We start from the raw sequence: 26644 nt of genomic DNA, 5'->3' as shown, positions 1-26644 counted from the left end.
TCACAGGGCACGCACCCGGATGTCGCGGAACTCGACCAGGTCGGCGTCGCCGTGGTTCTGCAACCCGATCAGGCCCTCGGCGAACTGCCGCAGGTCGGTCGGCGGGTCGCCGGCACGCGAGGACTGCTTGCCCGGCGTGTTGTCGAACTCCTTGATCACCACCCCGTTGCGGATCAGCGTGTAGTGCTGCCCGACCACCTTGATCTCGTACGTGTTCCAGACGTTCTTCGGTGTGGGCCGCGCCGCCGACAGCGGGTTGGGGTCGAAGTTGTAGATCGAGCCGGTCTTCTGCGGCTCACCGCTCTCGCCGTCGTAGATCTGCAGCTCGTGGCCGCAGTAGATGGCCACCCAGGCCTGCGACGTGCGCGCCGAGCCCACTGTGCTGCAGCTGCCCTCGGGCCGCTGGTCGAGCGGGATGCGCGGGTCGGGGAACCGGGTGAAGATTCCGCTGTTGCCGCGGCCGTCGCCGGGTGCGATGTCGCGGAACTGCAGTGTCAGCGAGAAGTCCTTGAACGGCTTGGTGTAGTAGAGCATCCCGAGCCCGCCGCTGGGCCGCAGCGACCCGTCCGGCTGGATCGTGAACTGCCCGGTCGGCGCCTGCGCCCAGTCCTGCAGCGACTCCGGCGTGCCGTTGTAGATCGAGACGTACCCGGTGTGTCCCGCGGTGCCGATCCTGGAGGAGGCGGCGAGGCGGGTCAGGGTGCCGGCTTCCCGGTCGTTGAGCTTGCCGGCGGCCTTGGCCGAGGCGGCGACCGCGTTCACGTGCCGGACGAAGCCGTCGTGCGTCGACCAGGTGCTCTCGTCGTCGATGAGGTCGTCGATCGTGCAGCCCTGCCCCACGGCACGGTTCGGCACCTGCGTGTCGACGTCGTCGAGCCGTACGGTGGGAACGGGGTCTGCCACGACGCAACCCACGGTCACCGACGTGGACACGGTCTCGGTGCGGCCACCCGCGTACGTGATGGCCAGCGTCGCCGTGTAGACCCCGACCTTGGCGTACGTGTGGACGGGGTTGGCCTCGGTCGAGGTGCCGCCGTCGCCGAACGTCCACTTGTGCGACAGACCGCCCGAGCGGGAGCCGTTGAACGCCACGGTGAGCGGCTTGTTCTGCACCGCCACCGAGGTCGCGGCCGGCGCGGGGGTGGGCGCGCCACCGGTGTACGTGATGCGGATCAGTTTCTGGTTGGCGTGCAGGCTGAAGAAGCCGCCCGCGTAGTCGAGCATGTAGAGCGCGCCGTCCGGGCCGAACTTGGCGTCCATCCACGACTGCAGCTGGTTGGCGCCGCCCCCGGCCGGGATGATGGCCCGCAGCGACTCGCCGAACGCCGGCGGCTTGCCCGGCTGGTCGACCGTGACGGCGACCCGGTTGGCCGCGTTCGACTGGTCGCCGATGAGCCACTTGTCGTTCCAGTACGCCGGCCACGCCACCTTCGACGCCGGGTCGACCAGGTCGCGGTGGTAGGTCGGGCCGGACATGATGGCCTGCCCGCCGCCGCGCAGGTAGGGCTGGGTGTACGTGGCGTCCGCGGCCCTGTAGGTCGGGATGTCGCTGCCCTCGCGTTTCGGGAAGACCGGGCCGCCGCCGTCCGGCGAGTACCAGATCATGTTGTCCTTGATCGGCGGCAGGTCGACCAGGCCGGTGTTGCGCGGCGACTCGTTCTTCGGGTTGTCGCAGTCGTACCAGCCGGTCAGCACCTTGGCGTCGGTGTTGCTGCGGTCCCGGTACGGCTGCCGGTTGCCCATGCAGTACGGCCAGCCGTGGTTGCCCGCCTCGGTGATGATCGTGGCGGTCTCGTACTTGGCCGGGCCGAGCTCCGGGTTCGGCGAGCCCGCGTCGGGGCCGACCCAGCCCGCGGTGAGCCACTGCTTCTTGGGGTCGATCTGCAGCCGGGCGATGTTGCGCACGCCCATCACGTAGATCTCGGGGCGGGTCTTGGCGGTGCCCGGCGGGAACAGGTTGCCCGGCGGGATTGTGTACGTGCCGTCCGGCTCCGGGTGAATCCGGATGATCTTGCCATTGAGGTCGTTGGTGTTGCCGGACGTACGGCGGGCGTCCTGGAACGACAGGCCCTGGTAGTCGGCCGTCCAGTTGTTGCCGGAGTAGCCGTCCGAGCCCTGCGACGAGTTGCTGTCACCGGAACCCACGTACAGGTTGCCGTCGTCGTCGAACGCCATGCCACCGCCCGCGTGGCAGCAGCTGTGGATCTGCACCGGCCAGCTCAGCACGTCCTTGCGGGTGCCCTGGTCGATCGTCTGCGCCGCCTTGTCGTACGTGAAGCGGGAAACGGTCCGCTGACCGATGCGCTTCTCACGGTCGATCGAGGCGTGCGGCATCCAGTACACGTACAGGTGATTGTTCTGGGCGAAGTTCGGGTCGGGGACGATGCCGAGCAGGCCCTCCTCGTTCTTCACGAGCTCGTCGCCGCTGCCCCGGTTGCCCATCACCGGCAGCGTGGTCAGCAGCTTCACCTGCTTGGTGGCCGGGTCGTAGGAGTGGATGGTGCCGCAGCCGAGGCCCACCTTCGGGTCGGTCCAGGGAACCACGGGCCCGGTCGGGCAGGCCGCCTTGCCGACGTAGAAGACGGTGCCGTCGGGGGCGATGGTCAGCCCGTGCGGCTCGCCGATCTGGTCCAGCTGGCCGGTCTGGTTGGGCGCGGTGAGCCGCTCGACCTTGTAGTTCGAGGCGATGGTGGCCTGGCAGTCGCCGCGGACGATGCCGGTGGTCCAGCCCAGCGCGCCGCTCAGGTGCTTGCGGAACGCCTCTTCGCCGTACGAGCCCTCGGTGTGCCCCATGCCGGTGTAGAAGGACCGGCCGCCGTCGTAGTCACGGCACCACGAGATCGGGTGGAACGGGCCGTTGGCGCCCAGCCCCGGGTTGTAGTGCCGCTCCTCGACCTGGGCCAGGGTGTGCACCTGCCCGATCGGGTTCGGGTCCCAGTTGTTCCAGCGGTCCTCGCGGGTCACCGTCAGCGGCAGGCCGGCGGTGGCGGGGTGCTGCCGGTCCAGGATGTCGACCACCGAGCGGGCCACCGCGGGCGGGGCCGGGGTCTCGGTCGTCCCGGTGAACAGCCGCAGATCGGCGAGCTGGGTCAGCGGCTCACCGCTGTTGGCCGTGATGTTCAGGCGGTAGAACTTGTACTCGCCCGGGGTCGCGACGTCGAACCGGCGGGTCTGGAAACGGTCCGGGAACGTCTGCCCTGCGCGCCCGTCCACGTCGGTCCAGTTCTGCCCGTCGGCCGAACCCTGCAGCTTCCAGTCCTTCGGGTCGCGTCCCACGAAGTCGTTGGCCGAGGTCAGCGCGTACGCGGTGATGCGCGTCGGCGCCGCCAGCTCGTACCGCACCCAGCCGGTCGGCGTGCGGACCAGCCACTTGGTGTTGGAGTCGCCGTCGATCAGCTTGACCGCTGTCTCGCTCGGCGGGTTCTCGCCGCTGGCAGTGACCGCCGCGACCGGGTGCGCGACGGGGATCGCGCCGGCCGGGCGAGCGCCGATCAGCCCGGTGAACCACGTCGAGTCGAGCTGGGCCCGCGCCGCGTCGCCGACGCCGAGGAACCCGCCGCCCGCGTTGACAAAGCCTTTCAGAGCGGTTTCCTGTACGCCGGTGAGTGCCACGCCGTCTGCGGAAAGGAAGACCACAGCCCGGTACGGGGCGAGGCCGGTCGCACTGAAGACGGCGGGGTCGGTGGTGGAGGTGGCCTTGAGGCCCTGTGCGGTGGCGAGCTCCTTGATGGCCTGGGTCGCCCTGGTGACCGGGTCCTGCTGGGCGGCCGCCGCGCCGGAGAAGATGAGGATGCCGGGCTCGTTGGTGGCGGCTGCCGCTGCTGCCAGCTTGGCCGTGCCGGCTGGTTGAGCGGGGTCGGTGGCCGTCGCGCCGGGCTGGGCCGGCTCGGCGGCGGCCGCAAGACCCGCCGGAGCAATCCCCAACGCCAAGATCGAAGCCAGCCCCAAGATCAACGATCGCCGCCCAGGGCCCACCCTCCCAAGGGGGCGCCCCCTCAGAGCATTCTCCTCGGGTTTTGCGATCTTTGCGGGGTGCCCTGTGGACAACCCTCGGCTGTGGATAACTCCGGGGCGGTCCGATGGATCACGGTACCGTCTGAGCCTCATGAGCCAGTCCCTCCGTGTACGTGCGTTTGCGTCCTGTCGGCGCCACCCGCCTGCGACTCCGGGGCCGCGGGCAATGACGTCTTGCCTTCGCCGGCTGCCCTTGATCCGGCGGCTGCCGACGCCGCGGCCGCCGCCGTGTGCTGGTGGCCGTTGAACCGGTCGATCGCCTCCTGCGCGCCCGGCGGCATGGTGCCGTCGGCGTTGCGGACGAGGAAGATGCCGGCCATGCCGGTGTCCGAGTGCGACTGGACGTGGCAGTGGTACATCCACGCCCCGGGGCCCACGGCCTCACCGGCCACGACCTGGAACCCGAACGAGTTGCCCGGGTTCAGGTCCTTGTTGTCGACGACCGGGCTGGGGTCGGACGGTCCCTCGAGATATCCCGTACGGTTGTCCGCCCACCGATGCGCGTGCAGGTGGAACGTGTGGAAGAAGTTGCCGTGCCCGATCGCGATCCACTCCACGCGCTGGCCCAGGTTCGCCTCGAACATCGGGGTGTTCGGGGCGGCCTTGTTGTTGATCTGCATGTCGTTGAACACGACGGTGAACTGCTTGTCGGGCAGGATGTCGCCGCGCCGCCGTACGACCAGCGCGCCGTACAGACCCTTGATCAGCCCGGCGGTGCCGTGGTCGGTGCCCATCGCGTGGTCGTGGTAGTGCCAGTAACCGGCGCTGCCCGGCGTGAACCGGCGCCCGGCGGCCGCGGTCATCTCGTGTGAACGCCACACGTACTTGCGGGTCTCGCCGGGCGCGTTGAACGAGTTGTTGAACGGCGCCCCGTCCGACTCGGTGCTGTAGTCGACGCCGTGCGGGTGGATGGAGAGCCGCTGGTTGGTCGTGTTGACCAGCGTGATCTCGAGCGTGTCCCCCTCGTACATCTCGAGAACCGGGCCGGGGATGCTCGCGGTCTCCGGCGTCAGTCCGTACCCGAACTGGTTGCCGGGCAGCGCGACCGCATAGATGGTGATCCGCTTGGTGACGCCTTCCGCGGCGCTGGCCGGTTGGCTGCGCGTCGTCGTCGCCACCGTGACCGCGCCACCGGTGAGCCCGAGAACTCCGGCCGCGGCCAAGAGCGAGCGCCGCCGCAGCCGCTCCGGCGTCTCGGCGGTCACCGCCTCCCCACCGGCTTCGCGCCGGCCCCAACTCCACCGCCGAGCCGGTCTGACAACGTTGTCATCTTTCATGCGCGTCCTCCCGCGTCACCGGTCATGAACCGGTGGGTCCACATGTCGGAAGAGGTGCCCGCGCGACGGTCGCCTGCCGCCCTGCCGCCGAGGGCTGCCTTCCGCCGCGAGACCCTCGCGCACGGATCGGGACCACTCGCGAGCGCTTGCAGACCTGCCACGGCCGGGCGAGAACCCTTCCGCGGCCGGTCGGGACGGCCCACGATGCGAGCCGTAGCCCCAGGCCACGGCGTCGCCACGCCCGACCCGGGCCGCCACCCGCCGCCGTGCGCTGTTACGGACTTTTCTCGGAAGAATCAAAACTTCGGTCTGATGTGAGCAACTTATGACTCACATCGATGAAAGTAAAGCTCTCGGCGACGAAAGTGGACGATCGGAGTCGGTCGATGCCATGTCATTGACGAACTCCGATAGGTCTGTTTACTATCGCGAAACTTGACAACGTTGTCACGGAAGATCCGTCGCGCGCCTCCCTCCATCCCCCGCGAACGGCAGGTCGCAGCATGCGTACACGCACCCGGACCCCTCAGCGGGTCTTCCCCTGGCTCGCCGCCTTGCTGCTGACCGCCGGCCTCGGCACGGCAGTCACCCCCACCGCCGCCATGGCTCGCCCTCCCGCAGTGTCACCGGCCCTGGCGGCCGCCGCGCCCGGTGACTTCGTGACCGGCTTCGAGTCCGGCGACCCCGCGCCCACGTGGCAGAACAGCGTCGAGAGCAGCGCCGGCGTCGGCGGTTACTGCTGTGGTCTGACCGCCATGGAGAGCGCCCCGCGCAACGAGACCGCGCACACGGGCACGGCCGCCCTCATGTATTCGGGCAACGACACGAGCACCACGACGTCGTACTCGTACAACCGGATCTACGACGTGGACATCCCCGTGACCGCCGCGACCACGCTGTCGTACTGGCTCTACCCCCAGTCCGGCGGCCACCTCGACGTCGCCGTGGACCTGGTCCTCACCGACGGCACCCGGCTGCGCGACTCCGGCGCGCTCGATCAGAACGGGGTACGGCTGCACCCCGCGTACCAGGGAAGCGGTTCTGTGCTCGGCTTCGACCGCTGGAACTTCGTGAGCTCGTCGATCGGGCAGTGGGTCGCGGGCCGCACGATCGACCGGATCCTCATCGGCTACGACCAGCCGGGCAACACCGGCACGTTCCGCGGTTACCTCGACGACCTCGCCATCACCGCAGACGTTCCCGCGCCCCGGCTGTCCGATCTGGTCGACACGCGCCGTGGCTCGAATTCCGACGTCGGCTACTCGCGCGGCAACACGTTCCCGGGAACGACAGTGCCGAACGGCTTCAATTTCTGGACGCCCATCACGAACGGCAACAGCGACGGCTGGCTCTACCAGTACAACTCGCCGACCGTGCAGGGATTCGGCGTCAGTCACGAGCCCAGCCCGTGGATCGGCGACTACGGCCAGCTGCAGATCATGCCCATGACCGGCTCGGTGAAGACGACCCCGGACGCGCGCAGGTCCACGTTCAGCCACAGCAACGAGGTCGCCAAGGCCCATTACTACAAGACCCGGCTCGACACGTACGGGATCACCGCCGAGATGAGCCCGGCCGACCACGCCGGCGTGATGCGTTTCCAATACCCCGCGGCGTCCGAGTCGGTCATCGTGTTCGACACCATCGACAAGGTCGGCGGCTCGATCAGCGTCAATGCGAGCGCCCGTACGATCACCGGCCACCTCGACCACAAGGGCCCGCGCCTGTACTTCTCGGCCACCGTCGACAAGGCGATCGCCGCGACCGGAAACGTGAGCGGGCAGGGCGTGACGAGCTGGATCCGGTTCGCCACCTCGGCCGGCGAGCAGGTGACGCTGAAACTGGCCACTTCGTACATCAGCGTCGCGCAGGCCACCGCCAATCTGTCGCAGGAGCTCGGGGCGAAAAGCTTCGACACCGTACGGGAGGAGGCCGCGGCCCTGTGGGACAGCACGCTCGGCAAGGTGCGTCTTGAAGGCGCCTCGACCGACCGGCTGGTGACCTTCTACTCGAACCTGTATCGCGCGTACATGTACCCGAACAACATGTCCGAGATGGTGGGCGGGGTCCGGAAATACTTCAGCCCGTACGACAACCAGGTGCACGACGGGCAGATGTACGTGAACAACGGCTTCTGGGACACCGCGCGGGCGGTCTGGCCGCTCTACACGTTGCTCTCCCCCACCCGTACGGGCGAAATGCTCGACGGTTTCGTCAACGCCTACAAGAACGGGGGCTGGACGCCACGCTGGTCGGGTCCCGGATACATCGACATCATGGTCGGCACCAACCAGGACCTGGCGTTCGCCGACGCCTACGTGAAGGGCGTGCGCAACTTCGACTACCGGGCCGCGTACGCGTCAATGGTGAAGAACGCGGCTGTGTACTCGTCGTCGGGTTCGCGCGGGCGCAAGGGAATCGAGGTGTCCACGTTCAAGCGGTACGTGCCCACCGACGTACGGGGGGAATCGGCTTCCTGGACGCTGGAGGACGCCAACAACAACTTCGGGATCGCGCAACTGGGACGGGCTCTGGGATTCCCCGAGGATGCCGCCTACTTCGAGAACCGGGCGCTGGACTACGCGAACCTGTATTCGGCGTCGACCGGGTTCTTCCGCGGCAGGACGTCGTCGGGCGCCTGGCGTACGGCTGATTCCGCTTTCCGTCCGAACGAATGGGGCTACGAGTTCACCGAGGGCGCGCCGTGGCATTACGCGACACCCGCGCCGCAGGACCCGCAGGGCATGGCCAACCTGTACGGCGGGCGGGCGCAACTGTCGGCGAAAATCGACTCGGTGTTCGCCGCCTCCCGCGATTACCTGCCCGGCTCGTACGGCGGTGTCATCCACGAGATGCGCGAGGCCTACGACACCGGCATGGGCCAGTACGCGCATCCCAACGAGCCGATCCACCACATGCTCTACATGTACAACTACGCGGGCACGCCGTCCAAGACCCAGACCCGCGTACGGGATGTCCTGACCCGCCTCTACGGTTCGGGCGCGGGCAACGGCGGCGGTTATCTCGGCGACGAGGACAACGGGCAGATGTCGGCCTGGTACGTGTTCAGCGCGCTCGGTTTCTACCCCGCCCGCATGGGCAGCACCGACTACACGATCGGCGCTCCCCTGCACCCGTCGGCCACCATTGCGCTGGAGAACGGAAGCACGTTCACCGTTTCCGCGCCGGGCGTCAGCGACACGAACCGTTACATCCAAAGCGCCACGCTCAACGGGGTCCCGTACACGAAGAACTATCTGACCCACGCCGATCTGCTGGCCGGTGGCACGCTCAGTTTCACCATGGGCCCGTCGCCGTCCTCGTGGGGTTCAGGCGCCGGCGACATCCCGCCCTCGCTGACCACCGGGAGCGCCGCCCCGCGCCCGCTCGCCGACAGGGCCACCGGCGGCACGGTGACGGCCGACGGCGAGAACGCTCCCAACGAGACCGCCGCCAAGCTTGTGGACGACACGTCGCTGACGAAGTGGCTCACGTTCGCCGGCGCAGCCACCCTCGAATACCGCCTGCCCACCGCCGCAACCGTCAAGCAGTACACCCTGACCTCGGCCGACGACGTTCCCGGCCGCGACCCCCGCAGCTGGACCTTGCAGGCCTCCAACGACGGCGCCACCTGGACGACGCTGGACACCCGCACCGACCTGGCCTTCGCCGACCGCCGCCAGACGCGAGCGTTCGTCATCCCCAACACGACGGCGTACACCCGCTACCGCCTGCAGATAACCGCCAATCAGGGCGCTCCCGCGACCCAGCTGGCCGAGTGGGAGCTGCTCGGCTGAGCGTTCACCGCTGGGTGACCGGGGCCAGCTGCACCGTCCACGTACGGGCCGCTCCGACCACCGCGATGGCTCGGCACAGCAGGTCACAGCCGAGCTCGGGGCGGCCCTCGGCGAAACCGCGGTTGATGATGGCCACTGCCTTCGCGTGGTCGCCGGCCTCGAGGGCGCTGTCCAGCCCGGTGACCAGCACGGCCGCGAGGGCGGCGTGGAAGTTGTCGGCGCTCTTCTCGCGCAGCGTCTTGGACGGCTCGCGCACGGTTGTGGACACAACGGTCATGGGATTCTCCCGGGGTCTTGTGCTGAACAGGCCGGTGGTGGGCGCGCCTATGCGCACGGCCCGTCAGGGAACAACGAGTCGTTCGGCCGCCGAGGTGACGGCCGGGACACAGGCGACGCCGGGTCGGGGGTGGTCCGGTGAGACTGCCGAGACCTGCGCAGCATGCCCGGTGGGCCAGACGGCCGCCGGTGCTGCCGACGGACCGATCGACGCAACTCTACGCGGCCCCCGTCCGGTTTTCGTGGCCCCGCGTCGCCGGACCGAGTGACCCTCTGCACTGCGGCCCGGCGCCGCACAGCCCGGCGGGGCCGGTGTGCTACGTTTGCGGTGGTTGCCTGGTTGCGTCAAAGCGCCACGCTTACAGTTCGACCCGAGCGAACTCCGACCCGAGCGGACCAGCAGCCACACCGTTTTCTTCGAGCCGCTCCGGCCGGCCGATCCCCATGAGGTCAGCCGCCGTCGCCGGCGCTCGATCCATCGTCTTCCGGTTCACGGCTCCCCGAGCTCTGCCTCGCCTCGCCGCACCGTCCCAGAGAGGCACCACCCATGACTGTTGTTCCCGCCCAGTTCCTCGCGCCGGCCGACCGGGCCGAGGAACTGCCCGCCCCGCACGTCGCCGACCGGGGTGAACGTGCCATGAGGCAGCTGCGCCACCCGTTCGCCGTCGGCGCGCGAACCCACCCGGCGCACCGCGACCGCCACCCCGCCTGACCGGCCCGCTCTCCTCCCCGCCGGGAGGTGTCAGAGTGTTCACATGAATGGCGCCGCGCGGTGGAACGGCCCCTCGGGGCAGGCCTGGGTGCAGACCCAGGCATTGATGGATCAGATGTACCGGCCGCTTGAGGAGTTGCTGGTCGAGGCGGTCAGCGCGCGGCGGCCCGCGAGCGTGCTGGACGTCGGCTGCGGCACGGGCGGCACCACGGTGGCGGTGGCCGGACGGCTGGGTGCGGGCACGCGGTGCCTGGGGGTGGATGTCTCCGAGCCCATGCTCGAGGCGGCACGGACCCGCGGCGGGCGGGCAGACTTCGTGCGCGCCGACGTCCAGGAGCACGAGTGGGAGCCCGGGTCGTTCGATCTGATCATGTCCAGGTTCGGGGTGATGTTCTTCGACGACCCCGTACGGGCGTTCGGCCACCTGCGCCGGGGCGCGACCGACGACGCCGGGCTGGTCTTCGTGGCGTGGCGGGACATCGCGGAGAACCCGTTCATGACGGTGGCCGAGCGAGCCGCCGCACCGCTGCTGCCGGACCTGCCGCCACGGCGCCCCGACGCGCCGGGGCAGTTCGGGTTCGCCGACGCCGGCCGGGTCCGCTCGATCCTCGACGCCGCCGGCTGGACAGGCGTCTCCGTCGAGCCCGTCGACGTCACCTGCACGTTCCCGGAGCGGGAGCTGGTCGGCTACTTCACCCGGCTCGGCCCGGTCGGGCTGGCCCTGCCCGGCGTCGACGACGAGACCCGGGCCAAGGTCATCGACATGGTGCTGCCCGCCTTTGCGCCCTACGTCCACGGTGACGAGGTGCGCTTCACCGCCGCGTGCTGGTGGGTGACGGGCGGCAACCATCCGTTCCGGTAGTTACCGGCGTCGATCCGGCCACAACCACGGACGACCTGCCAGTCCCGGCGGAGATTCACGGTGGTGAACCTCGGACATCCACTACAGTCCGAGACGTGCCTGCTACGGCCACGTTACGGATCGATCTCGTCGGGGAGATGTGATGCGCCTACGAAGGAAACTCGCCGCTGTCACGGCCGCGGTTCTGGCCGGGGGGATGATCAGCAGTCCGGCCGCCGCTTCGGATCGGCTGCCGGGGCGGCATTCGCTGCGCGCGCCGGTCACCGACGAGAACTTCTACTTCGTCATGGCCGACCGTTTCGACAACGGCAGCACCGCCAACGACCAGGGCGGCCTCGGCAGCGACCCGCTGGTGTCCGGGTTCGACCCCACGAGGAAGGGGTTCTACAACGGCGGCGACCTGGCCGGGCTGCTGCGCCGCCTCGACTACATCAAGGGCCTGGGCACCACCTCGATCTGGCTGACGCCCAGCTTCAAGAACAAGGCCGTACAGCTCGAGGACGGCCCGTCGGCCGGGTACCACGGCTACTGGATCACCGACTTCACCCAGATCGACCCGCACCTGGGCACCAACGCCGAGCTCAAGTCGCTGATCGACGCGGCCCACCGGCGAGGCATGAAGGTCTACTTCGACATCATCACCAACCACACCGCCGACGTGATCGGTTACCAGTCGGGGGCCCGGCAGCCGTACGTCTCCAAGGACGTCGCGCCGTACAAGACCGCCTCGGGACGCCCGTTCGACGACCGCGACTACGCGGGCGAGGCGAACTTCCCCCGGCTCGACCCGGCCACCTCGTTCCCGTACGAGCCGGTGCTCGACGCGGCCGAGAAGGACCTCAAGGTCCCGGCCTGGCTCAACGACACCACGCTCTACCACAACCGCGGCGACACGACCTTCGTCGGCGAGAACTCGCTGTACGGTGACTTCTTCGGCCTCGACGACCTGTTCACCGAGCACCCGCGCGTGGTCACCGGCATGATCGACATCTACGAGAAGTGGATCGCCGACTTCGGCATCGACGGCTTCCGGATCGACACCATGAAGCACGTCAACGACGAGTTCTGGCAGAAGTTCGGGCCCGAGGTGCTGTCGTTCGCCCGCAAGCACGGCAAGCCCGAGTTCTTCATGTTCGGCGAGGTCTTCGACACCTCGAAGAGCTTCACCTCGCAGTTCACCACCCGCGACAAGATGCAGGCCGTGCTCGACTTCGGCTTCCAGGAGGCCGCCCGCGACTACGCCTCGAAGGGCCGGCCGGCGGCCGCGCTCGAGCAGTTCTTCGCCGGTGACGACTGGTACACCGACGCCGACTCGAACGTCTATCAGCTGCCCACCTTCCTGGGCAACCACGACATGGGCCGCATCGGCGGTTTCGTGCAGGCCGACAACCCCGGTGCGGGTGACGCCGTCTGGCTGGCCCGCGACCGGCTCGCGCACGAGCTGATGTACTTCTCGCGCGGCAACCCGGTCGTCTACTACGGCGACGAGCAGGGCTTCACCGGCCCCGGCGGCGACCAGGACGCCCGGCAGACCCTGTTCGCCAGCCGCGTTCCGGAATACCTCGACGACGACCTGATCGGCACCACGGCCACGCACGCCCAGGACAATTTCGTGCAGACCCACCCCCTGTACGCGGGGATCTCCGCCCTGGCCGCGGTGACGAAACGGCATCCCACCCTCCGCGACGGCGTGCACCAGCACCGGTACGCCGCCGACGGCCCCGGCGTCTACGCGTTCTCCCGCGCCGGCCAGCGCGAATACGTCGTCGCCCTGAACAACAGCTCCACGGCGCAGACGGCAGCCGTCCCGACCTACCTTTCCAGGGGCAAGTTCGAGCGCGTGTACGGGCCGGGTCCGTCCACAGTCACATCGGCCGCGGACCGGAAGCTCACGCTGACCGTGCCGCCGCTGTCGACGGTTGTCTACGCCTCCACCACCAAGATCCCCGCGTCGACGGCCGCCCCGGCGGTGTCCCTGTCCACTCCGGCGCCGGCAGCCGAGTCCCGGGCGCGCATGCAGGTCTCGGCCACCCTGTCCGGTTCCGCGCCCGCCGAGGTCACCTTCTACGCCCGTACGGGGAATGGGGGTTGGACCTCGATCGGCACCGACGACAACGCGCCCTACCGGGTGTTCCACGACGTGTCCGGGCTGGGCGCCGGAACGAACGTCGAATACCGGGCGGTCGTGCTCGACAACGCCGGGCACACCGCCACCAGCCCCGCCCGCCCGGCGAAGGTGCCGGCGCCCGCGCTGACGATCGAGGCCCCCGCCGAGGGCGCCAACGTGCGCGGCAAGGTCGAGGTGCGCGCGATCGCCGACCCGGACAGCGCGAGCCATGTGGTGCGGTTCGAGCGCAGTGTCGCCGGTGGCGCCTGGACGACGATCGGCCGGGACGAGTCGTCACCCGCGTACACGGTCCTCGACGACCTGACCCCGCTCAACCTGGCCGCCGGCGCCCAGGTCCGATACCGGACCGTGCTCAGTGACCCGCGGGTGGTGAGCCCGGTCCGCACGGTCCGGTACGCGGGCCCGCCGCTGACCACGGCGACGGTGAACTACTACCGGCCGGCCGGCGACTACACGGACTGGGGTCTGCACCTGTGGGGCGAGGCGGTCGACCCGGCCGTGCTGGCCCAGGTCGCCTGGGACAAGCCGTGGCCCGCGACCCGCGTCGAGGGCGGCTGGGCGACGTACGAGATCCCGCTCGCCGACGACAGCAAGCCGGTCAACTTCATCATGCACCTGCCCAACGGCGACGCCGTGCCGTCCACCCGTGAGCCGGGCGGGGACCGAGCGTTCACCCCGATCGACAACCCGCAGATCTGGCTCGTGCAGGGCGATCCGGCCGTCTACACCACCGCGCCGCCGACCGGCTGAGGTTCAGCGACCGCCGGCGGCCTTCCGGTGGGCGGCGCTCCCCTCGCGGTAGAACAGATAGCCGCCGTGGTGGAGGACGTCCCCGTCGAACCGGCCGTCGGCGGTGAACCCGCTGTCGTCCCAGTAGTCGATGTGGTCGCCGGTCACCTGGTAGCGCCCGGTGTAGGCGCTGGCCTTCGTCCCGCGGGCCTCGTCGTACCGGTTGTTCGGCAGCAACTCCTGCCGGATGTGGTTGTCCGCGGTCACCCACATACCCACGTACGGGTGGGGTTCCGCGCTCGCCGCGGGTTCCTCTGCGGGCGCTGTCCGGCAAGCCGCGAGGGCGCCCGCCGCCAGGAGCAGAAGCACCGTCCGCAGGTACGGCGCGGAACCCTTGCGGGGGCCGATCTTCCATGCTTTGCGCAGGTCAACGTTCATGCACCCACCGTAGGGCGGTCGGCCGGCGCGGTTCAGGGTGCGCTGCACCCACCCAGCTACATCGGGTCGGTCCCCTGGGTCCTGCCGTCCCCGACCCGGTCGGTCCAGCGCAAGCCGTCCCACCAGCGGTGCCGGTGGCGGCCGGTCGGGTCGGGGTGCCACCCGGCCGCGGGCAGGCCCGCTCCCGGCGCGTAACCCTGCGCGGGGTACGCCTGGGGCCGGAAGGGCTGCGGGGTGAATCCCTGCGGCGCGTACGGCTGGGGGCCGCCGAACTGCTGCGGGGCGCCGGCGAAACTGGGCAGCTGGTTGCCCTGGCGGTTGTTCCAGAGCCGGAAGATGAGCATCCACACGCCGAGCAGGACGTAGAAGCCGATCCACGACGCCAGTTTGAGCAGGAGCAGGAACATCCAGATCGGCAACGGCAACGAGAAGGACCAGATCCCGCCCCCGCCGTCGGGTGGTCGCAGGAAGGCCGGGGCGCTCAGCGCGAGACCGCCGGCCAGGGCGAACAGCCACAGCACGACACCGCTGAACAGGACGCCGCCCGTGCTGACGTCATCGGCGCCGGTGCTGCCGCTGCCGCTCGCGGCGATCATGGTGGTGAACACGGCGACGATCGTGGCCATGCCGACCCACACGGTGCCCAGCCAGAGCAGGAACTTGCGCACAGATCTCTCCTTGTCAGAACACGCCGAACAGGACGGCTGTGGTGAACGCGAGCAGGACCACGGCGAGGGCCAGACCCGACCACTGCACCGGGGCCAGCAGGCCACCGCCGGTCAGACGGCGGACCACCGGCCCGTCCGGCGCGGCCAGCACCTCGACCGCACGGGCCTGACGACGCGGGCCGGGCACGACGCGGATCAGATCCCCGGTGCGCAGCAGATCGTTGCGCGGGGCGCCGTGCAGCGACCAGGTGACGGACCTGCCGGTCTCGGCCCGCAGCACGAAGCGGCACTCCGAGCCCATGCCCCGCCGGATCGCCAGGCGGTCGGCCAGCACGACAGCCGTGACACAGGCCGCGATCAGAGCCGACCCGGTCAGGAGCAGGACGCCACCGGCCCGGCCGGCCAGCGCGGTGGCCAGCAGCGCGACCATGGCGATCACCGCGCTCATCACGACGGCCACCACCCCGATGCCGGCTCGGTGGGCCTCGGCCACCGCGGTGTAGGTGACGGGGCCTGTGACCAGCCCGATGTGCGGGTCCCGGCGCACGGCCGCGGGCTCGGTGTCGCCGGGAGCGGCGGGCGGCCTCGGGCCGGGCGGGGGCCCGCCCGGGGCGGCTGGTGGGCGCGCGGGGCGGTTCGGTTCCGGGTTTTCCTCCCGTACGCGCCGGGACGGAAACATCTGCCCGGTGTCCTCGCGCGGACGGGCCCAGGGCGGCGGCTGCTCGCTCATCGCCCGGGGTTCAGTTTCCGTACGGCGCACTGGTTCGCCCGCTCGTCGGCGGTGAGCTCGGCGAACTGGTTGTCGCACCAGTCGAGCACCGACTGCCTGTCCGGGAAGTCGCCGATCGCGAAGGTGACCCACAGATGCCGGCCGTTCACCTGCTGGCGTTTGCCGTAGTCGGTGCTTCTCAGCAGGATCACCGGGTGTTCGGGGCTGGAATGGGCGCTCGCCAGTTGCCGGTGCTCGTCGCGGATGTCGGCGGCGGTGAACGTGTGCGAGCCGGCCGCGGTGGTCTGCAGCTTGTCGTGGATGCCGGGATACTTCGAGGCGATCTGCGCGGCGTACTGCCCCCGGAAGGAGACCTGGGTCAGCCCTTGAGCGGCCAGTTCCTCGAGTTCGGCCAGCGCCGCTTCCTCGGTCTCCTCCACCGGCGCGACGGTCGCCTCGGTCGGCGTCGTCTCCTCGGTGGTTGTGTCCCCGTCCACCGGCCCTTCGGGCACCGGCTCGTACGGGAGGGTCGTGTCCACGGCGGTGGGCCGCTCGCCGATCGAGCCGGCCTCTGCCTCGGGTTTCCCGCCCTGGCCGAGCACGACGATCGCGCCGATCCCGAAGGCCACCAGCACGACGGCCGCGGCGGCGGCCAGAACAAGCATGCGCCGGCCGGGGCCGCCGGCCCCGGACCGGGACGAGGATGAACTCGGCCCGGGAACCGCCGGTGGGGTGACCGACGGCGGCGGGTACGACGGTTGATGACCCCACGCCGGGCCGGGAGGAACCGCGGGCGGGACTTGCGGCGGCGCTGCGGGCGGAATGTGCGGCGGTGCGAGCGTGGTCGGCTGTTGGCCGGCGGGCTGGGCCGGTGCCTGCGACGACGGTGGCGGCTGCGACGGTGCCCGCTGCGGCGAAGGTGGCGGCTGCTGCTGCGGCGAAGGTGGCGGCTGCTGCGGCTGCGACGACGGCTGGGGCGGCGGGGTGGGGTCGCCTGAGAACAGGGAGGCCGCGTCCCAGACGCCGCCGCTTCGCTGGTGCGGGTCGGACATGGCTCAGTCCCCGAAGACGACGACTCGGCGGCTGCGGGCGCCGCCGGCGCTGATGTCGGTGTGCACCGGGGGCCGGCCCGCGGGGACGGCCCGGTCGCGGCCCCAGGCCCGGATCTCCTCGATCTGCTCCGGGTTGGTGCGGCTCAGCGGGACCGTGTTGACGAACGTGTCGATCACGTTCTCGGGCCGCAGCGACTCCGCGCCGTTGAGGAAGATCTGCTCGCCGACCTCGTGCAGCGCCGACTCGATGTCGGAGCCGGCGAAGCCCTCGGAGAGCCCGACCAGCTTGTCGACCACCTCGGCGGGCGGCTCCTGACGGACGTAGCGCCGGTAGTACATCTCGATGATCTCGTGGCGGTCCGGCGCCTCGGGCAGGTCGACGAAGAAGATCTCGTCGAAGCGGCCCTTGCGCAGCAGCTCGGGCGGCAGCGACCGCACGTCGTTGCTGGTGGCCACCACGAACACCCGGTGCCGGGACTCCTGCAGCCAGAACAGGAACTGCCCGATCAGCCGCCGGCTCACGCCCGTGCTGTCGTTCTGGCCGGCCAGGCCCTTCTCGATCTCGTCGATCCAGAGCACGCACGGCGCCACCCGGTCGGCCGTCTCCAGCGCCTCGCGCAGCCGTCCCTCCGACTGCCCCACGTACTGGCCGAGGATCGCGCCGAGGTCGAGCCGGTACAGCGGCAGCCGCCACTCGGCGGAGGTCGCCTTGGCCGACAGCGACTTGCCGCAGCCGGGCACCCCGACCAGCAGCATGCCGCGGGGCGGGCGCAGGTCGGTGCCGCGCAGGTCGCTCGACATGATGCGCTGCTTGCGGCGCAGCCACGCGCGCATGCTGCTCAGCCCGCCGACCTGCAGGTCGGACTGCTTCAGCTTCACCCTTTCCAGGCCGGCCAGCGCGCCGAAGTGCTTGTCCTTGAACTCGGCCAGCCGCTGCACGTCGTCCTTGTCGACCGAGCCCTTGGTGACCAGCGTGGCCATCACGTTGACCGCGGTGCCCTCGGGCACGCCGACCAGGAACTCGGCCGCCGTACGGGCGTCCTGCTCGTTCCAGGCGATCGGGACGACGCCGTGGTGGTCGCGCAGGAACTCGACGATCACCTCGTACATCTCGCCGGCGTCGGGCAGGTCGAGCGTGACGCTCATGCCGAGGCGCTCGAGGCCGCTCCAGAGCGGGCTGTCACTGACCACGATGACGCTGCCCGCGTTGGCGTCGGCCAGCCGGGCCAGCTCGGCGACGTGGCGGCTGGCCGTGTTGTCGTCGCTGAGGTCCTCGGGGTCGACGAAGACGACGGTGGCCTGGGCACGCTTGGTGAACTGCTCGGCCGCGAAGTCCATCGCCCCGGTCAGCGAGCGGTCCTCCTGGGCCGGCAGGTTGGTGCGCAGGTCACGCAGGCCGGTGGCGCGGGTGTAGACCCAGAACGGCAGGCTGGACCGGCGCGGGTTCATGGCCGTCTGCTTGACCAGGCGCAGCGCCCGGTTCTGCTCGATGCTGTGCACGCCGATGAGCGGCACCCGGGCGGAGATGTAGCTGTCCAGGTCCTTGGCGGACTCGGCGTAGTTCGACATGTCGTGCTCCGGATCGCTAGAACGTCACGCGACGCCGCGGCGTCACGGTCGGATCGGTGTCCCATCCGCCGCCGGTGGCGTGGTTCGGCCCGAGGACGGCGGTGAGGGGGTTGTCCCGTACGGTGCGCAGCCGCGCCTCGACCGCGGCGGCCGGCACCCCGCTGCGCCGCATCCGCTGGACGGCCTCGTCGATCTGTTTCTGGGTCGACCGGATCTGGTTGTCGACCAGCCCGGTCAGCTGGCCGCGCACGTCCTCGGGCAGTCCGGGCGCGGCGGCGAGGGCCCGGATCGCGGGCAGCCCCCACCGGGCGTGGTCGAGCGCCCGCGCCGCCGCGAACTCGTCACGGGCGTTGCCGAGCTCCCGGGCGAGCGTGTCCGACCAGGCGCCGAGCCGACGATCCATGGCCGCGGTGATCTGGTTCATCAGGCGGGCCCAGGTGTCGGCGGCGAGGTCCTCGCGCGCCAGCGGCGGCAGGGTTGCCGGGTCGATCGGGGCGCCGCCGCCCCACTGGTCGAGAAAGGTGCTCCAGGCGTGGTAGGCGCCCCCGCTGATCCACATCTCAGTCCGCCCGGTGGTGACGCTGGACGACGATCTCGCCGGGCGGTGCGGGGTCCCAGTCGGGCAGGTGGCGAAGGTGGTGACGACGGCGCCCGGTGAGCGGCTCGTGGGTGCTCTTCTGCCGGGCCCAGGGCACGTCCTCCTCGACGGCTTGGGGGAAGAGCGGCTGGGCGGGCGGGGTGTGCTGCGGCGGGACGTTCGGCTGGACCATGTCAGACTCCGCTCCGCGCGCCGCTGTCCGCGACACGCCGCTCGTAGGGGGACGCCGGGCTCCCGGCCCGGCCGAGGTCGGCGATGAGCGCGCGCACCTCGGACTCGCGGCTGTCGGCCTGCCGGAAGGCGTTCGACCAGTCGACGACCTCGGCGCCGGCGCCGCGCAGCTGCTGCAACGAGTCCTGCTTGGCCCGGGCGAGCAGGGCCCGCACCTCTTCTTGGCGCCTGGCCGCGGCCTGCGCCTGGCTCCACAGGACGAGCGCCCAGATGCCGCCGGCGACGATGCCGATCAGGGCGAGGGACCAGTGCACGCCGAACGCGCACACGAACAACACCACGGCCACCGCGATCGGGCCGATCAGGTTGGCGCCCCACTTGTAGGCGAGGCCATCGATGAACGGCTTGGCCGCGCGGTCCCAGTGGTCGCTCAACGAGCGCTCGAGGGCCTCCATCGGCTGGGTGAACGAGCCCGCCCAGCGGGGCAGCTGGAACACGACACCGGCCGCGTTGTGGGTTCCCTCGAAGACCGCCTCGACGTTGGGTGGCACCGCGGCCCGGTAGTCACGGCTGTAGGCGGCGTGCGCCTGGGCGAACCATTCGTGACAGGACGACACGGCCATCCGCTGCGTCGCCCGCGAGACGCCGATCTTGCCGGGCGCCAGCGCCGCCTCGGTCTGGATGGTCAGGTAGTCCAGCCGCTTCTCGAACGCGAGCAGGTCGGTGTCGAGCGAGCGGCGCGCCGCGTCGAGGTCACCCTGGTGCCGGACGACGGCCTGGTGCTCGGCGTGCTCGCGGCGCAGCGGCAGCTCCTCGTCGTCGTAGCCGCTGACGAGCAGGTCGAGGATGTCGTCGACCTGGTCCTCGAGCCGGTCGGCCGGGGTGGGCTCCTCGGCGGCCATCGCGGAGTACTCCCGGATCAGGTTCTCGTGTGCGCCGGCCCGGCTCAGGGCGGTGTCCATCTGCGGCCACTGCGGCGACACCGCCACCAGCCGGGGGAAGCCCGCGGCCGACGACGGCGCGACGTAGCGCTCGAGCTCGATGCGCCAGCGGTCGACCTGCGCCTGGTGGCGTGACTCGTCACGCAGCAGCTGGGCGCGCCAGGTGTCGAGGCGGTCCTGGATCAGCGCCACGCCGGCCGGGCCGAACGCGCCCTGCGACACGCATTCCAGGACCATCGCGAACTCGCGGCCCAGCTGACCCGGGTCGAGCGCGGCCAGGTAGTGCCGCAGCCAGCGCAGCGAGCTCTCGTCGCGGCCCTGCCGGCGCAGCGTGAGCGCCATGAACAGCGAGGTCTTGGTGGGCGAGCGGGTGAAGGCCTCGCGTACGGCGTCGTCGCACAGCTGCCGCTGGTCACCGATCCAGGCGTGCAGCGCGATCAGCAGCGGCGCCAGCCAGTAGCGCGGCGTCTCCATCATCAGTTGCTGGCTGACCTGACGGGCGATGTCGTTGGAGATCAGGCCGGCGTCGAAGCCCTGCAGCATGCCGGTGGCGACCTTGCGGACCTTGCGGTAGTGGCCGTACTCGCGATCGAGTTCCGCCTTGACCACGCCGATCCGGGTCTCGGCCCGCTGGATGTTGGCCACCTTCTGTGACTCGACCACGTACTTGTTGAACTCCTGCGTCAGGTGCAGAAGCCGGTCGCGGGTCTCCTGGGCCTGCTGCCCGACGGACGCGACCTGCATCCCGACCTGCCCGATGCCCTGCTCGAGGCGGAGCACGAGCCCCTGCACCTCGTCCACCTTGTTGCGGAGCGTGTAATCGATGTCTGCCATGACCGGATCCCTTTCAGACGACCGAGCCGTCGCCGAGGACCGGGCGCAGCTCACCGCTCGCGTAGACCTCGACGAACTCGTAGGCGCCGGAGCGGACCAGCATCCGGGCCTGGGCGAACGGTTCCGGCACGACATCGGCCGGGGCGTAGTGCTCGAGGATGGACTGCCACAGGTCGAGCCGGTGGTCGACGTAGGGCGGACCGAGGTGGCACAGCGAGAACAGGCCGAGCGGGACGTCGCCGAACTCGCTCTCGTACTCGGCGCGGATCCACGCGGCGAGCTGGGCGCGGGTGGCCGCGTCGAGCCGGGCGTCGCAGCGGTGCACGGCCTCGATGATCCCGGCGTGCCGCGGCTTGCGTCGTTGCCGGTGATCGGGCTGGAACAGTTGCCGGTCCTGCCCGGCGGTCGAACGCATGTCTGGGCGCATCTCGACACGGCGCCGTCGCGCGAATTCCATTTCGCTCCGGTCACTAAACGGATCTTGCAGGGGGAATCCGGCACCCGGCCGGTGGCTGGACACTAACAGCAGAATTGCGCGCCGGACCAGCGCCGTCGATGCCTTCCGGCTTTCCGTCCAAGCAGGAGAATGCTTTTTATCAGGACGGTCGCGATGATCGACTCACGGAACTGCCCGAAGGGTGGAGGCATACCGGCTACCCGGCTCCCAACAGGTCAGCAGCGCGATCGACGGCCTGAGCCGGGGCATTCCGCGAATGCTCGCAATATCGCGGAATGGTTGATCCACTGTCGCTCGTCATTGCCTTTCCGGCGCCCGTGTACGGTGGCGCGCATATCGCGGAACAAGGACAGGGAATACCGCATGGGCACGGTGTACGCACTCCTGATCGGAATCGACGACTACCGCGCGGTGACACCGTTGGGCGGGTGCGTCAACGACACGATTGCCGCCGCGGCCCACCTGCGGTCCCGGGCCGGTGACGGCGGCCTGGACGCCGTCGAGCTGCACGACGGCAAGGCGACCCGGGCCGCGGTCGTCGAAGCCCTGCGCGACCACCTCGGGCAGGCCCGGGACGGCGACACCGCCCTGCTGTGGTTCTCGGGGCACGGCTCGCTGGGCCGGGTTCCCCGCGAGCTGTGGCACCTCGAGCCGGACGGTTTCCTGCAGACCCTGGTGTGCGCCGATTCCCGCGACGCGGACGTGCCCGACCTGTACGACAAGGAGCTGTCGGTCCTGCTCGACCGGGTGGCCGCGACCGGGTCCCATGTCGCCGCCGTGATCGACAGCTGCCACTCGGCGGGCGCCCTGCGCGGCCACGCCCGCTTCCGCAGCGTCCCGCCGGGCGCGAGAACACCCGATCCCGCGATGCTCATCCCGGAGCTGCGGCGTGACTGGTCCGCGTTGCCCGCCGCTAGCCGGCTGGTCGCGCTGACCGCGTGCCGCTCCGACCAGACGGCCGCCGAGCTACGGCTGCACGGGGACACCACCCACGGCTTGTTCAGCTGGGCCCTGCTGCGGGCGCTCAACGAGCTCGGGCCCGGCGCCACCTATCGCGAGTTGCTGGCGGCCGCGCGCTGCGAGGTCGAGGACCGGACCCGCCTGCAGGCGCCGCAGCTGGCCGGCGAGGGGCGGGCCGATCAACCGTTCCTGGGTGGACGGCTCCGCATGCCCGCGTCCGGCATCACGATGCGGCACGTGCACGGGCGGTGGGAGATCGACGCGGGCGCCTGCCACGGCGTCCCGGCCGCCGGCGACGGCGACATCCGGGTGGCGGTGGCCGGTGACGGACCTGCGCGGGCCGCCCGGGTGGTCACGGTGCTCGTCGACCGGTCCGTCGTGGAACCCGTCGGCTGGACGCCCGGCCCCGGCCGCCAGTTCCCGGTCGTCTTCACCCGTCTGCCACAGCCCCCGATGACGATCACCGTCGACGGCGACGGCGAGGCCTGGCGCCGGGCCGCCACCGGCTCGGCCTGGGTGCGGATCGCCGAGCCGGCCGAGGAGCCGGCGGCGGATCTGCACCTCGCCGCGCCCGAGCCGGGGCGGGTCGGGCTGCACGGAACGGACGGGGCGGCGCTCGCCCCCGACATCGTCGACGACGACCCCGTACGGCTGGCCGAACGTGCCGTCCGGGCCGGCGAGCACATCGCCCGGTGGCGGCGCGTACGGGAGTTCGCCGGCCCGGTGTCGGCGCTGGCCGGCGGCGTACGGCTGCAAATCGTCCCGGCCCTTCCCGGCCGGCATGTCGACCCGCTGACCGGAGCGCCGCTGCGGCCGGACGACGACGGGCTCATCCGGCTGCGCTACCGGTGGGAGAACGGCGGCTGGGTCGCCCCGACGGCCTTCGTCCGGCTGCACAACACCACCGATCGGCCGCTGTGGTGCGTGCTGCTCGACCTGACCGAGCGCTATCGGGTGCACGCGGGGCTGTTCCGCGGCGCGTTCGTCGGCCCGCGGCGGCGCGCGGCGGCCCTCGAGGGGCGTCCGGTCCGCTTCAGCCTCCCGGCCGGACAGGTCCCTGCCGCCGGGGCCTCGACGCGGGACCTGCTCAAGCTCGTCGCGGCGGCGCAGGAGTTCAGCGGGCGGCCGTTCGAACAGGCGGCCCTCGATCAGGCGGCGAGCCGGGGTGTGCCGGGCTCGTTCGGGATGACCCGCGACGTCGGGCCCGGCCCGGACGAGCCGTACGACTGGACCGCCATCACGCTCGGTGTGGTGACGGAGGTGCCGGCGTGAGCACGATCGAGGAGCTGACCGCCGAACTGGACCGCCGCGGCGCCGGGACCCCCGAGTTCGACGAGGCGTGCGCGGATCTGTGCCTGGCCTACCTGCAGCGGGCCGTCGACCACGACAACCCGGCCGACCTCGACCTGGCCGTACGGGCCGGGGAGGGCGCGTCGGACCGCGGCGACCCCTGGGTGCGGCACGCGCTGGCGTGGGCGTACGGGTGCCGGTGGGACCTTGCCGCGGACACCGCCGACCGTGATCGGGCGATCGAGCACTGGCTGGCCGTCCTGGAGGTCGTCGAGGACCCGGCCGGGCTGACCGAGTGCGGCCGGCTGCTCGGCGAGCGCGGCGACTCCGGCAAGGACATCGGCGACGCGAGCGCCTCGATCGACCTGCTGGAACGGGCCGTCGCCGCGGGTGAGGGCTCGTGGTGGTACTTGGGCAACGCCTATCTGCTGCGCTGGCGGCTCGCCCACGACCTGGACGACCTGCGCCGCGCGACCCGCAACCTCGACCGTGGCCTGGCCGACCCGCCGTCCCCGGAGTGGCTGATCTCGTCGTGGGTCGACCGGCTCACGGTGGCCCGCGAGATGCTGGAGGCCGAGACCGCCGACGACCCGGCCCGCACCCCGCCGAGCGCCACCGAACTGCTGCAGCTGGTCGCCGAGGCCCGGCGGGCGTGGCAGAGCGGCGCGGGCGAGCCCGGCGACCGGGCCCGGCTGGCCGGGATCATGGGCGCCTCGTCCCTGATCGCCGCGCAGGCCCACCCCGAGACCATCGACGCCGCGTGGGTGCGCGAGATGGCCGAGGCCGCCCGCGACCTGCGCGACGCGCCGCCGGGCTGGGACCAGCAGATGACCACGATGCAGGCGCTGGCCATGTACACCCAGCAGGCCCGCTCGGCCGGCCGGCTGCCCGAGGACGCGCTCGACACGCTCGTCGGCCCGCTGCGCGACGGAACAGCCGACGACGGGCTCGGCACGGAGTTGCAGGGCGTCGCCACGCTGTTCATGGCCGCGCGGGCGGTGCAGAGCGGTGACCGGCGTTCGCTACGGACCGCGGTCGACCGGCTCCTCGCCTCCGCCGACCCCGAGGACAGGCTCCTCGGCACGGTCGTCGACGTCGCCGACCGGGCGCAGCACGGCGATGCCCTGGCCCGTGACGACCTGGCCGGGCTGGTCGTCCGGGTGCGCGCCGAGCCGCTGTCGTACGTGGCCCGGCAGGTCATCACCCCGCTGCTCACGATGATCGAGTCCGCGGTGACCGGCAACGACGGCACGTACCGGCCGGTCGATCGCACCCCGATCCCGACCGGTGACGTGCCAGCGGCCGACCGCGCGCTGCAGGCCCTGATCGGCCCGGCGCAGGCGGCCCGGACCCGGCACGACATCGCCGCGCTGCGCGAGTGCGCCGACCGGCTCGACGAGCTGATCGCGGTCTTCCCACCCGGCCATCTGCTGCGTCTCGTGGCGCTCGGGCTGGCGGTCCTGATCGGCGACTCGCTGCTCCACGACGAGCCCGGCGACCAGGACGCCGCCCGGCGGGTGCTGCGCTGGACGGAGGAGGGCCTGCGGGTGGCGGCGGGCCCGCACCATCCACGATGGTCGTCGTTCGCGCTGTCGCGGGGTGCGGCCCTGCGGCACCTCGACGGCGGCGACCGGGCCGAGTCGCGCCGCTGCGGGCTGGCCGCGCTGCGGGGCCTGGCATGGCAGGTGCTGCTGCAGTCCGGCACCGACGACGCCGTGCTGATGGCCGGGCAGGCCGGCGCGGTGGCCCGCCGGGTCGCGGGCTGGTGCCAGGCCGACGGCGCGATCGACGACCTCATCGCGGCCCTCGACACCGGCCGCGGGCTCGTGCTGCACGCGGCCACCGCCTCGCGCACCGTGGCCGAGCGGCTGATCGAGGCCGGTCACCCCGACCTGGCCGAGCAGTGGCGCGAATCCGCCGGTTACGGCCGCGACGCCGTCACCGGCGACCCGCTGAACCCGGACGGCGCGACGGGCCGGGAGGTGCCGGACGAACTGCGGGCCCGGGTCATGCGGGTGCTCGACCTGAGCTCGCCGACACCCGCGTCCATCGCCGAGATCCGGGCCGGGCTCGCCGCGACCGGGTCGGACGCCCTGGTCTATCTGATGCCCTCCAGCGTGGAACAACCGGGCGCGGCGATCGTCGTGCCGAGGGCCGGGGAGCCGTCCACGCTGCTGCTGCCGGGGCTGATCACCGGGCCGGGCTCACGGCTGGTCGAGACGGCCGCCCGGGTCCGCGACGCCGGTCCCGCCGACGGCGACGAGCGGCCGGAGGCGGGACCCGACGACCTGTGCCGGTGGGCGTGGCGGTCGGCGATGGACCCGCTGCTGCACCGGTCCGGGCTCCGGCGCGACGACGGCGGGCCGCTGCGGCTGGTGCTGGTGCCCACCGGCGCGCTGTCGTCGGTGCCGTGGCACGCCGCGTTCCGAGCCGACGGGGAGCAGCGCCGCTACGCCATCGAGGAGGCGGTTTTCTCGTACGCGGTCTCCGGTCGCGCCTTCGTGGAAAGCTCGCGCGAACCGGCCCGTACGGTGAAATCGGTCTTGATCGTGGGAGACCCTACCGGGGACCTGCCGTTCGCCGGGGAGGAGGCGCAGGCGATCGGGGCGGCCTTCTATCCGGACGCGGTGTTCGCCGGCTCGCCGCGGGAGGTGCTCGGCTGGATCGGCGCGTCGGCGACCGGCCCCTCGCTCCTCCACCTCGCCTGCCACGGGCGCACCGACCCGGCGCGACCGGCGGACGCGAGCCTGCGGCTGGCCGGGGGCGACCTGACCGCACGACGGCTGCTGGACGCCTCCCGCACGGCCGAGCTCGAGATCGAGCAGGTGTTCCTGGCCGCCTGCACGACCGGGCTGACGGGCGTCGACCACGACGAGGCGTTCAGCCTGGCCACCGCGTTCCTCGCCGCCGGGGCCCGTACGGCGTTCGGCTCGCTGTGGCCGGTGCCGGACGCGGAGACGTCGGCGCTGATGTTCATGGTGCACCACCACCTCGCGGCGGGACACGCCCCGGCCGACGCGCTGCACCGGGCGCAGCTGTGGATGCTCGACTCGCAGCGGGTGACACCGGCCGGGATGCCGCCGGCGCTCGCCCGGCACTGCACGGGATCGGCTCCGGCGGCGCCGCGCTGCTGGGCCGCCTTCACCCACCAGGGCCGCTGAC

18 protein-coding genes are annotated in these 26644 nt (G+C 71.3%); 6 read left to right on the top strand and 12 right to left on the bottom strand.

From position 1 onward, the window contains the following. Both C8E87_RS29405 and C8E87_RS29400 read right to left on the bottom strand, forming a co-directional pair. Positions 1-3924: a ThuA domain-containing protein gene (locus tag C8E87_RS29405; protein WP_239080596.1), complete on the bottom strand. Its 3924-nt coding sequence runs from the start codon at positions 3922-3924 to the stop codon at positions 1-3. 179 nt (positions 3925-4103) lie between these two features. Beyond that, positions 4104-5219, bottom strand: coding sequence for a multicopper oxidase domain-containing protein (locus C8E87_RS29400; protein WP_239080597.1), 1116 nt, complete (start codon positions 5217-5219; stop codon positions 4104-4106). A gap of 575 nt (positions 5220-5794) precedes the next feature. Between C8E87_RS29400 and C8E87_RS29395 the strand changes: the two genes are divergently transcribed. Continuing rightward, positions 5795-9088: a GH92 family glycosyl hydrolase gene (locus C8E87_RS29395; RefSeq protein ID WP_239080598.1), complete on the top strand. Its 3294-nt coding sequence runs from the start codon at positions 5795-5797 to the stop codon at positions 9086-9088. 4 nt (positions 9089-9092) lie between these two features. On the opposite strand, the gene C8E87_RS29390 is transcribed toward C8E87_RS29395, so the two are convergent. Beyond that, positions 9093-9365 carry a hypothetical protein gene (locus C8E87_RS29390; protein WP_133876082.1) on the bottom strand — a complete coding sequence of 91 codons (273 nt, stop codon included), beginning with the start codon at positions 9363-9365 and terminating at the stop codon, positions 9093-9095. Positions 9366-9911: 546 nt separating this feature from the next. Here C8E87_RS29390 and C8E87_RS43890 point away from each other — a divergent pair. The 3 genes from C8E87_RS43890 to C8E87_RS29380 all read left to right on the top strand — a co-directional run bounded on the left by C8E87_RS43890 (position 9912) and on the right by C8E87_RS29380 (position 13816). Continuing rightward, positions 9912-10076 carry a hypothetical protein gene (locus C8E87_RS43890; RefSeq protein WP_166661281.1) on the top strand — a complete coding sequence of 55 codons (165 nt, stop codon included), beginning with the start codon at positions 9912-9914 and terminating at the stop codon, positions 10074-10076. A 43-nt stretch (positions 10077-10119) separates the two neighbouring features. Continuing rightward, positions 10120-10938 carry a class I SAM-dependent methyltransferase gene (locus C8E87_RS29385; RefSeq protein WP_133876081.1) on the top strand — a complete coding sequence of 273 codons (819 nt, stop codon included), beginning with the start codon at positions 10120-10122 and terminating at the stop codon, positions 10936-10938. A gap of 142 nt (positions 10939-11080) precedes the next feature. Next, on the top strand, positions 11081-13816 hold the full coding sequence (locus tag C8E87_RS29380; protein ID WP_133876080.1) for an alpha-amylase family glycosyl hydrolase: 2736 nt from the start codon (positions 11081-11083) through the stop codon (positions 13814-13816). A 3-nt stretch (positions 13817-13819) separates the two neighbouring features. On the opposite strand, the gene C8E87_RS45785 is transcribed toward C8E87_RS29380, so the two are convergent. The 9 genes from C8E87_RS45785 to C8E87_RS29335 all read right to left on the bottom strand — a co-directional run bounded on the left by C8E87_RS45785 (position 13820) and on the right by C8E87_RS29335 (position 21190). After that, complete coding sequence (locus tag C8E87_RS45785; RefSeq protein ID WP_239080599.1) at positions 13820-14233, bottom strand: Atu4866 domain-containing protein; 414 nt, start codon at positions 14231-14233, stop codon at positions 13820-13822. Positions 14234-14289: 56 nt separating this feature from the next. Then, positions 14290-14901, bottom strand: a complete 612-nt coding sequence (locus C8E87_RS44675; protein WP_203720918.1) for a DUF2510 domain-containing protein — start codon at positions 14899-14901, stop codon at positions 14290-14292. Between the two features lie 13 nt (positions 14902-14914). Beyond that, positions 14915-15631, bottom strand: coding sequence for a hypothetical protein (locus tag C8E87_RS29365; protein ID WP_133876079.1), 717 nt, complete (start codon positions 15629-15631; stop codon positions 14915-14917). Next, entirely contained in the window at positions 15628-16275 is a 648-nt protein-coding gene (locus C8E87_RS29360) for a hypothetical protein (RefSeq protein WP_133876078.1), read from the bottom strand. The genes C8E87_RS29365 and C8E87_RS29360 overlap by 4 nt, the downstream gene beginning before the upstream one ends. 390 nt (positions 16276-16665) lie before the next feature. Continuing rightward, positions 16666-18231 (bottom strand): AAA family ATPase, encoded by a 1566-nt coding sequence (locus C8E87_RS29355; RefSeq protein WP_133876077.1) that lies wholly within the window; start codon positions 18229-18231, stop codon positions 16666-16668. A 16-nt stretch (positions 18232-18247) separates the two neighbouring features. Further along, complete coding sequence (locus tag C8E87_RS29350; protein WP_133876076.1) at positions 18248-18790, bottom strand: hypothetical protein; 543 nt, start codon at positions 18788-18790, stop codon at positions 18248-18250. 1 nt (position 18791) lies between these two features. Continuing rightward, positions 18792-19001 carry a hypothetical protein gene (locus tag C8E87_RS29345; protein ID WP_133876075.1) on the bottom strand — a complete coding sequence of 70 codons (210 nt, stop codon included), beginning with the start codon at positions 18999-19001 and terminating at the stop codon, positions 18792-18794. Between the two features lies 1 nt (position 19002). Beyond that, complete coding sequence (locus C8E87_RS29340) at positions 19003-20775, bottom strand: hypothetical protein (RefSeq protein ID WP_133876074.1); 1773 nt, start codon at positions 20773-20775, stop codon at positions 19003-19005. A gap of 13 nt (positions 20776-20788) precedes the next feature. After that, complete coding sequence (locus C8E87_RS29335; RefSeq protein ID WP_133876073.1) at positions 20789-21190, bottom strand: hypothetical protein; 402 nt, start codon at positions 21188-21190, stop codon at positions 20789-20791. Between the two features lie 405 nt (positions 21191-21595). Here C8E87_RS29335 and C8E87_RS29330 point away from each other — a divergent pair, with 405 nt between their 5' ends. Further along, positions 21596-23464: a caspase family protein gene (locus C8E87_RS29330; protein ID WP_166661280.1), complete on the top strand. Its 1869-nt coding sequence runs from the start codon at positions 21596-21598 to the stop codon at positions 23462-23464. Further along, a complete protein-coding gene (locus C8E87_RS29325; protein ID WP_133876071.1) occupies positions 23461-26643 on the top strand; it encodes a CHAT domain-containing protein in 3183 nt (1060 codons plus the stop codon). The genes C8E87_RS29330 and C8E87_RS29325 overlap by 4 nt, the downstream gene beginning before the upstream one ends. Position 26644 lies beyond the last annotated feature (1 nt).

The sequence above is a fragment of the Paractinoplanes brasiliensis genome, assembly GCF_004362215.1.
Classification (GTDB): domain Bacteria; phylum Actinomycetota; class Actinomycetes; order Mycobacteriales; family Micromonosporaceae; genus Actinoplanes; species Actinoplanes brasiliensis.
Note: the sequence above shows the minus strand (reverse complement) of the source record. Positions and strands in the feature narration are given on the sequence as shown.

Excerpts from the sequence above, each read along its gene's own strand:
- C8E87_RS29380 (WP_133876080.1), top strand. The coding sequence starts at position 11,081 with ATGCGCCTACGAAGGAAACTCGCCGCTGTCACGGCCGCGGTTCTGGCC.
- C8E87_RS29340 (WP_133876074.1), bottom strand. The coding sequence starts at position 20,775 with ATGGCAGACATCGATTACACGCTCCGCAACAAGGTGGACGAGGTGCAG.
- C8E87_RS29345 (WP_133876075.1), bottom strand. The coding sequence starts at position 19,001 with ATGGTCCAGCCGAACGTCCCGCCGCAGCACACCCCGCCCGCCCAGCCG.
- C8E87_RS29360 (WP_133876078.1), bottom strand. The coding sequence starts at position 16,275 with ATGCTTGTTCTGGCCGCCGCCGCGGCCGTCGTGCTGGTGGCCTTCGGG.
- C8E87_RS29335 (WP_133876073.1), bottom strand. The coding sequence starts at position 21,190 with ATGCGTTCGACCGCCGGGCAGGACCGGCAACTGTTCCAGCCCGATCAC.
- C8E87_RS29390 (WP_133876082.1), bottom strand. The coding sequence starts at position 9,365 with ATGACCGTTGTGTCCACAACCGTGCGCGAGCCGTCCAAGACGCTGCGC.
- C8E87_RS29395 (WP_239080598.1), top strand. The coding sequence starts at position 5,795 with ATGCGTACACGCACCCGGACCCCTCAGCGGGTCTTCCCCTGGCTCGCC.
- C8E87_RS43890 (WP_166661281.1), top strand. The coding sequence starts at position 9,912 with ATGACTGTTGTTCCCGCCCAGTTCCTCGCGCCGGCCGACCGGGCCGAG.
- C8E87_RS29385 (WP_133876081.1), top strand. The coding sequence starts at position 10,120 with ATGAATGGCGCCGCGCGGTGGAACGGCCCCTCGGGGCAGGCCTGGGTG.
- C8E87_RS29330 (WP_166661280.1), top strand. The coding sequence starts at position 21,596 with ATGGGCACGGTGTACGCACTCCTGATCGGAATCGACGACTACCGCGCG.
- C8E87_RS29350 (WP_133876076.1), bottom strand. The coding sequence starts at position 18,790 with ATGTGGATCAGCGGGGGCGCCTACCACGCCTGGAGCACCTTTCTCGAC.
- C8E87_RS29365 (WP_133876079.1), bottom strand. The coding sequence starts at position 15,631 with ATGAGCGAGCAGCCGCCGCCCTGGGCCCGTCCGCGCGAGGACACCGGG.
- C8E87_RS29355 (WP_133876077.1), bottom strand. The coding sequence starts at position 18,231 with ATGTCGAACTACGCCGAGTCCGCCAAGGACCTGGACAGCTACATCTCC.
- C8E87_RS45785 (WP_239080599.1), bottom strand. The coding sequence starts at position 14,233 with ATGAACGTTGACCTGCGCAAAGCATGGAAGATCGGCCCCCGCAAGGGT.